The 14,681-nt window shown below is 71.4% G+C and carries 13 protein-coding genes; 4 read left to right on the top strand and 9 right to left on the bottom strand.

Annotated elements, in window-relative coordinates; genetic code table 11:
• Window positions 1–13: 13 nt before the first annotated feature.
• Complete coding sequence (locus ACFE8Y_RS02995; RefSeq protein WP_375462901.1) at window positions 14–967, top strand: efflux RND transporter periplasmic adaptor subunit; 954 nt, start codon at window positions 14–16, stop codon at window positions 965–967.
• Between the two features lie 187 nt (window positions 968–1,154).
• Here ACFE8Y_RS02995 and ACFE8Y_RS02990 read toward each other — a convergent pair whose 3' ends face one another.
• The 5 genes from ACFE8Y_RS02990 to ACFE8Y_RS02970 form a co-directional block, all read right to left on the bottom strand.
• Complete coding sequence (locus ACFE8Y_RS02990) at window positions 1,155–4,283, bottom strand: efflux RND transporter permease subunit (RefSeq protein ID WP_375462900.1); 3,129 nt, start codon at window positions 4,281–4,283, stop codon at window positions 1,155–1,157.
• Complete coding sequence (locus ACFE8Y_RS02985) at window positions 4,283–5,236, bottom strand: efflux RND transporter periplasmic adaptor subunit (protein WP_375462899.1); 954 nt, start codon at window positions 5,234–5,236, stop codon at window positions 4,283–4,285. The genes ACFE8Y_RS02990 and ACFE8Y_RS02985 overlap by 1 nt, the downstream gene beginning before the upstream one ends.
• Before the next feature lie 51 nt (window positions 5,237–5,287).
• Complete coding sequence (locus tag ACFE8Y_RS02980; RefSeq protein WP_375462898.1) at window positions 5,288–5,908, bottom strand: OmpA family protein; 621 nt, start codon at window positions 5,906–5,908, stop codon at window positions 5,288–5,290.
• 227 nt (window positions 5,909–6,135) lie between these two features.
• Window positions 6,136–7,839, bottom strand: coding sequence for a caspase family protein (locus ACFE8Y_RS02975; protein WP_375462897.1), 1,704 nt, complete (start codon window positions 7,837–7,839; stop codon window positions 6,136–6,138).
• Window positions 7,840–8,002: 163 nt separating this feature from the next.
• Complete coding sequence (locus tag ACFE8Y_RS02970) at window positions 8,003–8,428, bottom strand: flagellar assembly protein FliX (protein ID WP_375462896.1); 426 nt, start codon at window positions 8,426–8,428, stop codon at window positions 8,003–8,005.
• A 235-nt stretch (window positions 8,429–8,663) separates the two neighbouring features.
• Between ACFE8Y_RS02970 and ACFE8Y_RS02965 the strand changes: the two genes are divergently transcribed.
• From ACFE8Y_RS02965 to ACFE8Y_RS02955, 3 genes are read left to right on the top strand one after another with little or no spacing between them, the layout of a single operon-like run.
• Entirely contained in the window at window positions 8,664–9,797 is a 1,134-nt protein-coding gene (locus ACFE8Y_RS02965; RefSeq protein WP_375462895.1) for a flagellar basal body P-ring protein FlgI, read from the top strand.
• A gap of 26 nt (window positions 9,798–9,823) precedes the next feature.
• The gene (locus ACFE8Y_RS02960) at window positions 9,824–10,195 is read left to right on the top strand and encodes a rod-binding protein (protein ID WP_375462894.1); all 372 of its coding nucleotides are present in this window, start codon (window positions 9,824–9,826) and stop codon (window positions 10,193–10,195) included.
• Window positions 10,185–10,658, top strand: a complete 474-nt coding sequence (locus tag ACFE8Y_RS02955) for a hypothetical protein (RefSeq protein WP_375462893.1) — start codon at window positions 10,185–10,187, stop codon at window positions 10,656–10,658. The genes ACFE8Y_RS02960 and ACFE8Y_RS02955 overlap by 11 nt, the downstream gene beginning before the upstream one ends.
• A gap of 95 nt (window positions 10,659–10,753) precedes the next feature.
• On the opposite strand, the gene ACFE8Y_RS02950 is transcribed toward ACFE8Y_RS02955, so the two are convergent.
• The 4 genes from ACFE8Y_RS02950 to proS form a co-directional block, all read right to left on the bottom strand.
• Window positions 10,754–11,077, bottom strand: a complete 324-nt coding sequence (locus ACFE8Y_RS02950) for a porin (RefSeq protein WP_375462892.1) — start codon at window positions 11,075–11,077, stop codon at window positions 10,754–10,756.
• A gap of 218 nt (window positions 11,078–11,295) precedes the next feature.
• Window positions 11,296–12,009 (bottom strand): ABC transporter ATP-binding protein, encoded by a 714-nt coding sequence (locus ACFE8Y_RS02945; protein ID WP_375462891.1) that lies wholly within the window; start codon window positions 12,007–12,009, stop codon window positions 11,296–11,298.
• Window positions 12,010–12,020: 11 nt separating this feature from the next.
• Window positions 12,021–13,328 (bottom strand): lipoprotein-releasing ABC transporter permease subunit, encoded by a 1,308-nt coding sequence (locus ACFE8Y_RS02940; RefSeq protein WP_375462950.1) that lies wholly within the window; start codon window positions 13,326–13,328, stop codon window positions 12,021–12,023.
• Between the two features lie 10 nt (window positions 13,329–13,338).
• Window positions 13,339–14,664: a proline--tRNA ligase gene (proS, locus tag ACFE8Y_RS02935; RefSeq protein WP_375462890.1), complete on the bottom strand. Its 1,326-nt coding sequence runs from the start codon at window positions 14,662–14,664 to the stop codon at window positions 13,339–13,341.
• Window positions 14,665–14,681: the final 17 nt, after the last annotated feature.

Raw genomic sequence — 14,681 nt, 5'->3', positions numbered from 1 at the left:
GGGAGAGACCGCCATGCCGGAGCCCAGCCCGCGTCGGACGCTGCGACCGCACACGACGACCCATCGTCGGCTCGCCCGCCTTGCCGCGCTCGCGCTCGCGGCCTTCGGCTCCGCCCTCGCGGCGGAGACTGACCCGGCCCGGCTCGCCACCCTGTCGGTGAGCGTGCGCCCGGCGCGGACCCTGTGCTTTGCCGACCGCGTCGCGGTCACCGGCACGCTGAGCGCCCGCGAGCAGGTCGAGGTCGGGGCGGAACGCGAGGGGTTCAAGGTCGCGCAGGTGCTGGCCAATCCCCTCGACGCGGTCGTTGCCGGCCAAGTTCTCGCCCGGCTCGCGCCCATCGAGGGGCCGGCAGAGGCCGGCGCCCTCGTCGCTGTGCGGGCCCCGGTCGCGGGCACGCTCCTGCGCAGCCGGGCCGTCATCGGTCAGCCGGCCTCGCCGCGGCAAGGCCCGCTGTTCGACATCGTCGCGGGCGGCGCCGTCGAACTGGTCGCCGAAGTGCCGATTCCCGACCTCGCGCGGATCGCCGTCGGGCAGACCGTCGGGGTACGCCCCCTCGGGCTGCCCGAGACCGCGGGCACCGTCCGGCGGATCGAATCCGGGACCGAAGCCGCCGCCCAGGTCGGTCGGGTGCGGATCGCGCTCACCGCGACGCCGGACGTGCGGATCGGGACCTTCGCCCGCGGCATCGTCACGGTCGGGCGGCGCTGCGGCGTCGGCGTGCCCTACTCGGCCGTCCAGTACGAGGCGGACGGGACCATCGTGCACGTCGTCGACGGCACGCGGGTCGAGGCGCGGCAGGTCACGGTCGGCCTGCTGTCCGGGGGCAACGCCGAGATCCGCACGGGGCTCTCGGAGGCCGACCTCGTGGTGATCCGCGCCGGAGCCTTCGTGCGCGAGGGCGATCAGGTCGAGCCGGTCGTGATCCACGATCCCATCGAGCCGGGAAAGGCGCCGCGGGCACGCTGATCCGCCTGCCATCTCCGGCAGTCCGGATGGTGATGGCGTCCCCGAGCGGGCGATCGGCCGCACACCGACCGGCGTGGCGGACGCCCTGGAGCGCTTTCCGACGAAGTGGTCACCGGTTCGTCGCGGGAAAGCCCATCACAACAATGGCATAGAGCCGCTTCACGATCCAACCGGATCGGGAACGGCCCTATGCCGGCGGGACCGCCTGACCGAGGCCCGGCGGCATCGCGCCCTCCGGGGTCGAGGCCGCCTGCTTCCGCCGCCTTCCGAGGGTGCCGAGCCGGCGCAGGACCCGCATCGAGCGGTCGGAAACTTCCGAGACCAGGACGAACACCGCCGGCACGAAGACCAGCGACAGCAGCGTGGAGAAGATCAGGCCGCCGATCACCGCGAGCGCCATCGGCGAGCGGAACTCGCCGCCGATGCCGAAGGCGAGCGCCGAGGGCAGCATCCCGGCCACCATCGCGATCGTGGTCATCACGATCGGCCGCGCCCGCTTCTGGCCCGCGTCGATGATCGCGGCATCGCGCGCCATGCCGTGGCGGATCGACTCCACCGCGAAGTCGACGAGCATGATCGCGTTCTTGGTGACGATCCCCATCAGCATCAGGATGCCGATCCAGACCGGCGTGGTGAGCTGCTTGCCCGAGATCATCAGGGCGAAGACCGCACCTCCCAGGGACAGCGGCAGGGAGAACAGGATCGTGATCGGCAGGAGGAACGAGCCGAACAGCAGCACGAGCACCGCGTAGACCATCATCAGCCCGGCGCTCATCGCGTTGGCGAAGCCGTCGGCGAGCTCGTTCAGGCTCTCGGCGTCGCCGCCCTGGTCGACGGTGACGCCCTTGGGCAGGGACTTCATCACCGGAAGCTGATCGATCGCCTTCAGCACGTCGCCCAGCGCCGCGTTGGCGACGAGGTCGCAGGCCACCGTCGCCTGCCGCTTGCGGTCGTAGCGGCTGATGTTGGTGGGCCCCTGCTGGAAGTCGAGCTCGGCGATGGCGGAGAGGGGGATGCTGCCGCCGCCGCCCTTGGGCACCCGCAACTGCTCCAGCACCCCCCGGTCGACGCGGGCCCGGTCGTCGAGCTGGACGCGGATCGGGACGAGGCGGTCGCCCGCGTCGAACTTGGCGAGCGCCGGGCCGACATCGCCGATGGTGGCGACGCGGATCGTCTCGGCGAGCAGCGTCGGCGACACGCCGAGGCGGGCGGCGAGATCGAGATGCGGCCGGATCTGGAGTTCCGGCCGGTCGAGCGTCGTGCCGGAGATGACGTTGGCGACGGCGGGCAGCCGCCGCATCTGCCCGGCGAGTTCGTTGGCCACGTTGGCCACCGTGCGCGGATCGGCGCCCCGGACCACGAGCGAGATCGCGCGCAGGCCGTTCTCGTCGACGAAGTAGAACCGGATGTCGGGCACGGCCCGCAGGCGGCGGCCGATCTCGCGCTCGAGATCGCGCTGCGTCACCGAGCGGTCGCCCTTGGGCGTGTAGTTGACGATGAAGGAGGCGCGGCGCGACTCGATCGGCTCCTTGGGCACCCGCCCGCCGTCGACGAACACGCTGCGCACCTCCGGCAGGCCGCGGATCACCGCGACCACGTCCTCCGTCACCTTCTCGGTCTCGGAGAGCTGCGAGCCCGGCGGCAGTTCCAGCGCCATCACCGAGCGGGAGGTGTCCTGCGCCGGCAGGAAGCCCTTCGAGAGCAGGCCGATCGAGGCGATGGAGGCCGCGAAGAACCCGAGCCCGATGAGCACCGTGACCGGATAGAACCGCACCGACAGGGTCACGAGGCGGGTGTAGGCCCGCAGCACCGGCCCCGGGGGCTTCTCCACCGCGTGGTGCGGCTTCATGATGTAGGCCGCCAGCATCGGGGTGACGAAGCGGGCGGCCAGCAGCGAGAAGAACACCTGCACGGCGACCGTGATGCCGAACTGCTTGAAGAACTGCCCGGCGATGCCGGACATGAAGCTCGCCGGCGCGAAGATCGCGATGATGGTGAGCGAGATCGCGATCACCGCGAGCCCGATCTCGTCGGCGGCGTCCATCGCCGCCTGGAGCGCGGGCTTGCCCATCTTCATGTGGCGGGCGATGTTCTCGATCTCGACGATCGAATCGTCTACGAGGATGCCGGTGGACAGGGTGATCGCGAGGAAGCTGACGAGGTTCAGCGAGAAGCCCAGCGCGTCCATTGCCCAGAAGGCCGGGAAGATCGACAGCGGCAGCGACACCGCGACGATCACCGTGGCGCGCAGGTCCCGCAGGAACAGGAACACGATGACGACGGCCAGGAACGCACCCTCGAACAGGGTGTGGATCGCCGCGTCGTAGTTGCCGAGGGTGAACTCCACCGAGGAGTCGATCAGCTTGAGGTCGAAGTCCGGGTTCTCCGCCCGGATCTGCTCGACGCGCTTCTCGACGGCCTTGGCCACCACGACGTCGCTCGCCCCCTGCGCCCGCTTGATCCCGATCGCCACCACCGGCTCGCCGTTGAGGCGCGCGAAGGTGCGCCGGTCGGCGAAGCTGTCGGTGACGAGGCCGAGATCGGCGAGCCGCACCTGCCCGCCCGTCGGCAGGGTGATCATCGTGCCGGCGAGGTCGTCGAGCGTCTTGGCCGAGGCCAGCGTCCGGATCGCCTGCTCGCGCCCGCCGATCTCGGCGCGCCCGCCTGTGACGGTGACGTTCGTGCCCGAGAGCCGCCGGCTCACGTCGACGGCGCTGAGCCCGAAGGCCTGCAACCGGTCGGGATCGAGCGAGACCAAGATCTCGCGGGTGACGCCGCCGATCACGGCCACCTCGGCCACGCCCTTCACGTCCTGGAGCGACCGCTTGACGGTGTTCTCCATGTACCACGAGACCTGCTCGGGGCTCTTGCCGGGGGCGGTCGCGGCGTAGGTGACGATCGGCAGGCCGACCACGTCGACGCGCTGGATCAGCGGCTCCTGCACGCTCTGGGGGAGGTTGGCGCGGATGCGCGTCACCGCGTCCTTGACGTCGTTCAGCGCCCGGTCGGTGTTGCTCTCGAGCCGGAAGGCGATCGTCGTCACCGACAGGCCGTCGGTGACGGAGGAGGCGATGTGGCGCACGCCCTCGACGCCCGAGACCCCATCCTCGACGGTCTTGGTCACCTGGGCCTCGATCTCGGCGGGCGCCGCGCCGAACTGCGCCACCACCACCGAGACGAGGGGGATGTCCGCGCTCGGCAGGCGCGTGATCGGCAGGCGCGCGAAGCTCGCCCAGCCGAGCACCAGCAGGATGATCGAGGCGACGACCGAGGGCAGCGGCCGCTTGATCGCCAGCGAGGAGACGTTGAGCGACATCAGCGCGCGCGTCCCGCCTTGGCGCCGGAGATCACCGGCGTCACGCGGTCGCCCGCGCGGAGCGCGGACCCTGCGTCGGCCACCACCGGCTCACCGTCCGACAGGCCCTCGCGGACCTGGACGTTGGATTCGTCGATGAGGCCGGTGCGGATGCTGCGCGTCTCGACCGCGGTGCCGTTGAGAACCTGCACGGTGGGCACGCCGTTGGAATAGGTCACCGCCGAGCGCGGCACCGACAGGCCGCAATCGCGCGCCGTCTCGATCACGGCGCTGGCGAACTGTCCCGGCCGCAAGGCGTTCGGCGGATCGAGGGTGAGGCGCGCGCGGCCGAGCTGCGTCCTCGGGTCGACCTCGCTCGCCGGCACGCGCACCGTGCCCCGCAGGTCCGGTCCGTCGTCGCGGACGATCCGGGCCGTGGCCCCGCTGCGGATCTTGGCGGCATAGGGGCTCGGCACGTCGACCAAGAGGTCGATGCCGGCATCACCCATGATCCGCACCATCGGTTCCGGCATGCCGCCGGGACCGGGAGGCGGGGCCGCCCCCGCGCCCGTCACCATGCCGACGCGGGCGGCGAGCCGCGTGATCCGACCGGCGATCGGCGCGCGCACGGAGACGCTCTCGGGACCCGGCGGCCGGGCACCTTGCCCCGAATCGGGCTGGCGCACCGCCCGCAGGATCTCCTGCCCGCTCGTGACGGTATCACCCTCGGCGGACAGGATCTCGCTGATCCGGTAGCCGTCGAAGGGCAGACTCGCGCCGCCCTCCTCGCGGGGAAGCGCGAAGCCGGTGATGCGCACCTCCTCCCTGAGGCAGGCGGAACCCGCCCGGACGCCGAGGACGCTCGTTCCCTCCGGCGTGCTCTCCGCCGCGGCCGGCGCGATCCCGGCGGCGAGCATCGCCACGAGGATCACGCCGGAACGGCGCCGCCGGGCTTCGGGAGAGTGGTCACGCATGTCGGAGGGACCGTCCGGTCTCGAACGTCGGGAAGAGGATGGCGCGCCGGATCAGCGGCCGGCGGTCTTGACCTGGAGCAGGTTGACCGCCTGCACCCGGCGATTTTCCCGCCCGAGCGGGTCGGACGCGTTCTTCAGGTGCGCCTTGCCGTAGCCGACGCTGATCAGGTTCGCCGCCGGGATCTGGTAGTTGCGCACCAGGAACTGCCGCACCGCCTCCGCACGGCGCTCCGACAGGGTTTGGTTGACGCTCTCGGAGCCCTTGGCATCGGTGTGCCCGGCGATGACGAAGGTCTGATCCTTCATCGCGCTGTTCGAGAGCGCCTTGCCGAGCTTGTTCGCGGTGACGAGGGCCTCGCCGCGCAGCTCGTCGGAGTTCATGTCGAACTCCATCGCGAGGTCGATCTGTGGCTTAGTCGCCGCAACCGTGTCGAGCTTCTCGCGGTCGCCCGTCGAGAGCGAGCGGGTCGGCTTGTTGCGCAGCGAATCGACGAAGGCCGCGTCCGCCGACGGGGCGGCCGTGGCCGGAGGGCTGATCGATAGGCTGCGGGTCCGCGGCATCGCCGGGGCCTGCAGCGCCTTGAGGATCTGCGCCTCGCTCACGTCCTCCGCTCCGGCAGGGCCGCCGAGCAGCATCAAGCTCACGGCGCCGAACCCGAGGAGCTTTCTCATATCGCCCGAAGTACCGAACATTTGAGCCTCCAAGTCGCTCCGCGGCCTCTAAATCCGCTGAGCTTTCTTCACACGGCGACAGCCGCCGATCAACATGTGTTGACAGATTTTGAGGCGGACGCACGTGCGTGTCGACACGCGAACGAAACCGATCGGGGCAGGTTGTGCTGATCACCGGCGGGAGGATGCGGCGGATGCAGCCCGCATATTCACGCTCACGCCCCAAGTCAGCGCAGGCCGTACTCCGTGAATTCCTTGTCGAGGCCCGGGTTGAGCTGCAGGGCGCTCGCAAGGTCGCGGCCGCCCAGCGCCTTGTCTCCGAGCCGGGTGCGGGCGACGCCGCGCCCGTAGAGCGCGGAGCTGCGGCCGGGATCGAGCCGCAGGACCGCGTCGTAATCCGAGACCGCGGCGCGCAACGCGCCCGCCTTGAGGTTGACGAGGCCGCGGCTGTCCAGGGCGTCGGCGAAGGCCGGGCGCAGCTTCAAGGCTTGGTTGCAATCGGCCAGGGCCGTCGTCAGTTCGTCGGCCATCGCCCGCATCCAGCAGCGATTGTTGTAGGCTTCCGGGTTGAGCGGGTTGAGCCGGATCGCCTGATCGAAGTCGGCGATGGCCGCGGCGGCATCGCCGCGCTGGGCGTGGAACTGCCCGCGCTCGTAGTACGCCGCCTCGTCGCGAGGGTCCCTCGCGATCCGCGCGTCGAGCTCCGCCTGCCGCTGGCGATCGCCCGCGTCCTTCTGCTCCCTCGGCGGCGCGAGCATCGCGATCTCGGTGCGCGCCCTGTCCGCGAGCGCCCCGGTCGGGTACCGCTTCAGGAAGTCCTCGTAGGCGGCCTTGGTGCCTTTCGCCCGGGCGGCTTCGAACGCGTCCGACGCGGTCCGCTCCGCCCTCGATCGATCGAGGGCGGCCCGCTCCTCGGCCGCGCGCTCGCTCGCGAGCTGATCCTTCCGCACCTGCTCCTGCCTGACCTGCTCCTGCCTCGCCTGCTCCTGTCTGACCTGCTCTTGCCTGGCCTGCTCTTGCCTGGCCTGCTCCTGCCTCGCCTGATCCCGGTCAGCCTGTTCCTTGGCTGCTACCTTGGCCGCCTCGTCCCGGATCTCCTGCTCCCTGCGGGCTTGATCCGGCGCGGACGCGTCGACCGCCTTCGCCTCGGGGCGACGCGCCGCCCTCGGCCGGTCGGGATCGAAGGAGAACGGCTCGTCGAGCTGCGAGACCAGGGCCGGCGCCGGGCCGTTGCGGGCGCGCTTGGCCAGCACGTCGCGGCAGGCGGTGAAGGCCTGCTCGGCATCCTGGTCGGCAACACCGATCTGCCGGATCAGCTCCGCGACGAAGGGGCTGCGGGTGACGCCCGCCTCGTTGACGACGCCGCCGACCGCGGCCGCCGAGATCGCCAGTAGGCCGGGCGCGGCCGGGATCTGCGCCAGCCCCATCGAGAAGCTGCGGAAGCGGCGCTCGAACGGGTTGCGCCGCGAGGCGTCGAGCACGAGGACGCGGGTGCTGGCCCCCCGCTTGCCGATCCCGTCGAGGATCGCATCCACCGCGATGCCGTCGCGGGCCACGTCCGCCTCGCTCCAGACCCGGGCATCGACGGGGATGAGGTAGTTCTTGCGCCCGACCTGGATGCCGTAGCCGCTGAAGAAGACCAGCGCGATCCCGTCGGCCTCGACGCCGCGCTGGAACCGGTCGATCGCCGCCTGCATCCCGTCCCGGGCGAGGTTCTCCCCGATCTCGACCGTGAACCCGCTGCGCTTGAGCGCGTCGGCCAGCGCCCGCCCGTCCGCGACCGGGCTCGGCAGCACCGCGTCGTTGTCGGGATAGGCGGCGTTGGCGATGATCAGCGCCGACCGCGGCGCCGCTGCGGCGGACCCGGCCGAAGCGAACGCCGCCAGCAGGGCCAGGCCGAGGGAGAACGCGAGGGAACGAACGGCGTGCATGCGGAACTCGTCGGTATTCGCGAGCCCGGTCATACAGCCCGGAAGTTTGTCTCGGCAATAGCGCCGGCGTCGGGCAGGCGGCGGATACAGTGGAACGGAGCACCCGACGCCATCCGGGCCGCGGGCCGTGATGACGATCCCTGTTCAGCGATCGGCCCGGGCCTCACGCGCCGCGGGCCGCCTCGACCTTGGCGAGTTCCACGGCCGCGCGCAACTCGATATCCGCGATCAGCCCGTCGAGGCGCGGATCGCCCGACGCGTCCGCCCGTTCGGAGAGGCGACCGGCGATGGCGAGGAGTTCGTCGGTCGCGACCCGGCCCGACAGCAGCGAGGCCTTGAGCCGGTCGAGGCCGTCGAGCAAGTCGCTGCCGCGCCGCACCGTGCGGCGGCGGCGCTCGGAGGGCGTATCGGGTTCGCTCTGGAGCATCAGCACGGCGTCGAGGCCGGCGAGCGTCGCGGCGGCGCTCGCCGCACCCGTGCGGGCGGCGGGCGGCTCGGCACCGAGGCTGAAGCTGCGGCCGGCCTCGGGCTTGCGGGCGGTCCCCACGGAGGTCGCGCCGACGCCCCCGGAACGGTTCTCGACACGCATCGCTTCTGCGGCTCCCCCGACGCCCGGGCGCCCGGCTCGACAGTCCGGTCCGCAGGGTTAATCCCCGGTAAACGACCGGGCAGAACCTGCCGAGGCGGCACGGAAGGGCCGGTGCGAGATCCGCCTCGGCTCGTGGCCTGAAAGATATGATGAAGCGAAATCAATGTTTTAGGGTTGCGCGGAAACTGGCACGCCGCTGGCAGGAGAGAGGCGGTCCGCCACCCTGAAGCCCGGCATGCACCAGCGCCCCGCCCGCCCCGACCACTGCCTGCGCCTCGTCCTGGCGCTCGCCGCGCTGATCCTCGGCTGCGCCGGGCCGGCGCTGGCGCTCTCGCGGGTGAAGGACCTCGCCGCGATCGAGGGCGTGCGGCAGAACCAGCTCGTGGGCTACGGCATCGTCGTCGGCCTCAACGGCACCGGCGACACGCTCAACAACATCCCTTTCACCAAGCAGTCGCTCCAGGCGATGCTGGAGCGGCTCGGCGTCAACACCCGCGGCGCCACCATGCGCACCCAGAACCTCGCCGCGGTGATGGTGACCGCGAGCCTGCCGCCGTTCGCCGCGCAGGGGACGCGGATCGACGTCACCGTCTCCTCGCTCGGCGACGCCAAGTCCCTCCAGGGCGGCACCCTTCTGGTCACGCCGCTGCTGGGCGCCGACGGCGAGGTCTACGCGCTGGCGCAAGGCTCGGTCGCCATCGCCGGCTTCTCGGCGGAGGGGGATGCGGCCAAGATCACCCGCGGCGTGCCCACCAACGGCCGCATCGCCAACGGCGCCAACATCGAGCGCGAGATCGCGTTCAAGCTTACCGACGCGCGCTCCTTACGCCTGTCGCTGCGCAACCCGGACTTCACCACCTCGAAGCGGATCGCCTCGGCGATCAACGATTTCATGGGCGCCGACACCGCCGAGCCCACCGACCCGGCCACCGTCACGATCCAGATCCCGGCCAAGTACAACGGCAACATGATCCGGCTGATCACCGAGGTCGAGCAACTCAAGGTCGAGCCCGACCAGACGGCGCGGGTGGTGGTGGACGAGCGCTCGGGCATCATCGTCATGGGGCGCGACGTGCGGGTCTCCACCGTGGCGATCGCGCAGGGCAACCTCACGGTCACCATCACCGAGCAGCCGCAGGTGAGCCAGCCCGGCCCGCTCGCGAACGGCCGCACCACGGTGGTGCCCCGCACCGGCGTGAAGGTCGACACCGGCGACGGCAACAAGCTGGCGCTGGTGAAGGAAGGCGTGAGCCTGCGCGACCTCGTCGACGGCCTCAACGCGCTCGGCGTCGGCCCGCGCGACCTGATCTCGATCCTCCAGGCGATCAAGGCCGCGGGCGCGCTCCAGGCCGACATCGAGCTGATGTGATGTCCTCGAACCCGGAGCCCCCAACGATGCTTCCCCTCGCAACGTTCGCCACATCGGCCGCCATCGGGGTCGGACGCGCCATCGCCGGCACGGTCGCCGAGACGGCCTCGAAGACCGCCGATGTTTCCTCCGACGCCGCCGCGAAGAAGGCGCGCAAGACCGCGACCGACTTCGAAGCGATGTTCCTCGAATCCTCCCTCGACCGGATGACCCAGTCCGAGGGCACCGACGGGCCGCTCGGCGAGAACGGCACCGGCGGCGGGGTCTACCGCTCGATGCTCACCAAGGAATACGCCGATCAGATCGTGAAGAGCGGCGGCGTCGGTATTGCCAGCCAGGTGTTCTCGGAGATGATGAAGATGCAGGGCGCGGGCGATGGAGCGGCCCATGCAGCCTAAGGCAGTTCCCCGCGTCGCCGACCGCGCGGGCGCCGAGGCGCTCGTCGGCGAGGTCATCGTGACCATGCGGACGCTGGAGACGGTCCTCGCGACGGAGAGCGGCCACGTCCGCGCCGGGCGCCTGCGCGAGGGTCTCGCGGAGTCCGAGCGCAAGGGGGCGCTGGCCGGCGCCTACCTTCAGGGGCTCGAGGCGGCCAAGGCCAACGCCGTCGCGCTCGCCCGCTTCGCGCCGTCCGGCGTCGAGGCGCTGAGGGCGGCCCACCGCCACTTCACGGCCGCGGTGGAGACCAACCAGCGGGTGCTCGCCACCGCGCGGACGGTCTCGGAAGGCCTGATCAAGTCGCTGGCCGACGACCTCGGACGGGCCCGCACGCCGACGGTCTACGGCGCGCTCGCGCGCGCGCCCTCGCCCTACGGACGCGGCGCGCAGAGCGGACCGCTGGTGCTCTCGCGCAACCTCTGAGAACCGTCCCCGAAGGCGTGCGCGCTGAGAAGCCGAGATCACGCGACGCTGCGCAGGAACGATGGGACCCGAGCGCACCGAAGCGGCTCCCGGACTCAGCGGCGCCCGTTGCCGATCCGGACGAAGGTCCGCACCGGACCGAGATCGGAGTCGGTGCGCGCATCGATCGCGAACCGACCCACGGTCATGGGGACGGCGACCGTTCCGTCGCGACCGGCGCGCAGGTCCGCACCGGCGGCGACCCGCCCCGACAGGCGGATGCAGGTCGGGCTTCCCGGCACGCGGACGAAGCCGGCGCCATGTCCGGGACAGGGCAGGTCGACCCGCGCGACCGGCTGCTGGGCCAGCTCACGCGCCGGGCAGGGGCTCGCGGTCAGCACCCCGGTCAGGGTCAGGGCGGACACGATGCGCGGTCTCACGGCGGCCCTCCCGGCAGGCGCTGGACGGTGAGGATAGGCCGGTCCGGCGGACGCGAGCAACCCGCCCCGCGCCCGGGAGCGGGCGGCGTTCGAACGGCGCGTGACCGGCGACCTAGGGACGTGAGCCGATCTCGTTGGATCGGCTCACGTCCCTAGGTCCTTGCCTTATCGCGTTCTCTTCCGCCGAAGCGGCGTTCCCTTCGGCGGAGAGCGCTCTATCAATCCAGTTGCTCGATCAGCCCGTCGCGGATGGTGACGCGGCGGTCCATGCGGGCGGCCAGATCCATGTTGTGGGTGGCGATCAGCGCGGCCAGGCCCGAGGCGCGCACCAGCGACAGGAGGATCGCGAACACGTGCCCGGCAGTCGACGGGTCGAGGTTGCCGGTGGGCTCGTCGGCGAGCAGCAGCCGCGGGCCGTTGGCGACCGCCCGGGCGATGGCGACCCGCTGTTGCTCGCCGCCCGAAAGTTCGGCCGGGCGGTGGACGAGGCGCTGCCCCAAGCCGAGGAAGCTCAGGAGCTCGGTGGCGCGGGTTCTCGCCTCGGCCCGTCCCAGCCCGCGGATGAGCTGGGGCATCACCACGTTCTCCAGCGCCGAGAACTCGGGCAGCAGGTGGTGGAACTGGTAGACGAAGCCCATCTCCTCGCGGCGGAAGCGCGTGCGCTCGGCGTCGTTCATCGCCGCGGTCGGATGGCCGCCGACGTAGACCTCGCCGCCGTCCGGCCGCTCCAGCAGGCCGGCCAGATGCAGGAGGGTCGACTTGCCGGCGCCCGACGGCGCGACCAGCGCCACGAGTTCGCCCGGCCAGATCGCGAGGTCGGCCCCGCGCAGGATCTCCAGGGCGCCCTCGGCCTGCCGGTAGCGCCGCTCGACGCGGGCGAAGAACAGGGCCGGCACCGGCTGAGCGCCGGCGGTCTCGGGAGAACCGCTCATGAGGCTGCCGCTCAGCCGTAGCGCAGCGCCTGCACCGGATCGAGCCGGGCCGCGCGCCAGGAGGGATAGAGGGTCGCGGCGAGCGCGAGCAGGAACGAGGTGAGCACCACCACGGCGATCTCGGTCGGGTTCATCTCGGCGGGGATCTCGGCCAGGAACCGCACGGTCGGGTCCCACGCGCCGGGAAACAGCACCCGCTGGATCGGCTTGATGTTCAGCGTGATGAGGGTGCCGAGCCCGAGGCCGGCCAGCGTCCCCACGAGGCCGATCAGCGCGCCGTTGATGAGGAACACCCGCATCACCGTGCCGGAGGTCGCGCCCATGGTGCGCAGGATCGCGATATCGCTCGACTTGTCGCGCACGAGCAGGATCAGGCCGGAGACGATGTTGAGGGTGGCTACCACCACGATCAGGCTGAGGATCAGGAACATCACGTTGCGCTCGACCTCCAGCGCGCCGAAGAAGGTGCGGTTGCGCTGGCGCCAGTCGGTGAGCAGCACGGGCCGCTCGGCCGCCATCTCCAGGGGCTCGCGCATGGCGGCGACCGCGTCGGGATGGTCGATGTAGATCTCGATCAGGTTGACGTCGCCCTCGCGGTTGAAGAAGGGCTGGGACTCGGTGAGCGGCATGAACACGAAGGTCGCATCGAACTCGGTCATGCCGACCTCGAACACCGCCTTCACCGCGTAGCTCTTGGTCCGCGGCGCGGTGCCGAAGGCGGTGGTCGCGCCCTTGGGCGTCGAGAGGGTGATGGTGTCGCCCGCCTGGAGCGCGAGGGTGTCGGCCAGCCGCCGCCCGATCAGCACGCCCGACCCGTCGTCGAAGCCCTCCAGCGTGCCGCCGCGCAGGCTGTTGGAGACCGCGCCGATCGCGGCGAGGTCGTCGGCGCGCACGCCGCGCACCAGCACGCCGCTGCCGCCGTAGGGCGAGGAGGCGAAGGCCTGCCCCTCGACGAGCGGGATCGCCGCGCGCACGCCCGCCACCTTCGACAGGCGCTCGGAGAGGTCGGCGAAGTCGGTGAACGTCCGGTCGACCGGGGTGACGAAGATGTGGCCGTTGATGCCGACGATCTTGGACAGGAGTTCGGTGCGGAAGCCGTTCATCACCGAGAGCACGATGATCAGCGTCGCGACGCCGAGCGCGATGCCGAGCACCGAGAAGAACGCCACCACCGAGACGCCGCCGCCGCGGCGGCGCGCCCGCAGGTAGCGCCCGGCGATGATCCACTCGAAGGCTGCGAACGGCGCGGTCGCGGCGCGGCGCGGCGCCGGGCTCCGAGGCCCGCTCCCGGCCCCTGCAATCGCGCCCTTGGCCGTCATCGCCGGTCCCTCAGGCACGCCGGATCCGTGCCAGCAGGTCGACGGGCGCGAGGCTCTCGCGCGCGCCGCCCGCGCGCCGCTTCAGCTCGACCTTGCCCTCCGCGAGGCTCTTGGGGCCCACCACCACCTGCCAGGGCAGGCCGATCAGGTCGGCGGTGGCGAACTTGGCGCCGGGGCGCTCGTCGCGGTCGTCGTAGAGCACGGAGAGGCCGGCCGCCTCGAGCTGGGCCTGGATTTCGGCGCAGGCGGCGTCGGTCCCGGTATCCCCGGTCCTGAGGTTGATCAGCGCCACGTCGAAGGGCGCGACCGCGTCCGGCCAGATGATGCCGGCCTCGTCGTGCGAGGCCTCGATGATCGCGGCGACCAGCCGGCTCGGGCCGATGCCGTAGGAGCCCATGTGCACCGGCCGCTCGATCCCGTCGGGGCCGGTCACCCGCGCGCCCATCGGCTCGGAGTACTTCGTGCCGAAGTAGAAGATGTGCCCGACCTCGATGCCGCGGGCCGCCATGCGGGCGGCCTCCGGTACCTCGGCGAAGGCGTCGGCCTCGTGCATCTCATCGGTGGCGGCGTAGTGCGAGGTCCACGCGTCGACCAGCCCCTGGAGGCCGGCGACGTCCTCGAAATCGACGGTGGCGGGCGGGATCGCGAAGTCGAGGTAGGCGCGGTCGCAGAACACCGCGCTCTCGCCGGTGCTCGCCAGGATGATGAACTCGTGGCTGAGGTCCCCGCCGATCGGGCCGGTGTCGGCCCGCATCGGGATCGCCTTGAGGCCGAGGCCGGCGAAGGTGCGCAGGTACGCCACAAACATCCGGTTGTAGGCGTGGCGCGCGCCGGCTTGGTCGACGTCGAAGGAGTAGGCGTCCTTCATCAGGAACTCGCGCGAGCGCATGGTGCCGAAGCGCGGGCGCACCTCGTCGCGGAACTTCCAGGAGATCTGGTAGAGGTTCCTCGGCAGGTCCTTGTACGAGCGCACGCTCGCGCGGAAGATCCCCGTCACCACCTCCTCGGCGGTGGGGCCGTAGAGCATCTCGCGCTCGTGCCGGTCCGTGATGCGCAGCATCTCGCGGCCGTAAGCCTCGTAGCGGCCGGATTCCCGCCAGGGTTCGGCCGACTGGATCGTCGGCAGCAGCAATTCGATCGCGCCGGCGCGGTCCTGCTCGGCGCGGATCACGTCGCAGACCCGGTTCAGCACCCTTAAGCCCAGCGGCAGCCACGCGTAGATGCCAGCCGATTCCTGGCGCACGAGGCCGGCGCGCAGCATCAAGCGATGCGAGACGATCTCGGCGTCCTTGGGTGTCTCGCGTAAGGTGGGCAGGAAGTAGCGGGACAGACGCATGAGGCTTCTTTTGCGGG

This window comes from uncultured Methylobacterium sp. (assembly GCF_964242245.1).
Classification (GTDB): Bacteria; Pseudomonadota; Alphaproteobacteria; order Rhizobiales; family Beijerinckiaceae; genus Methylobacterium.
The sequence above is the reverse complement of the archived record's forward strand: the minus strand, read 5'-3'. Positions and strand labels throughout refer to the sequence as shown.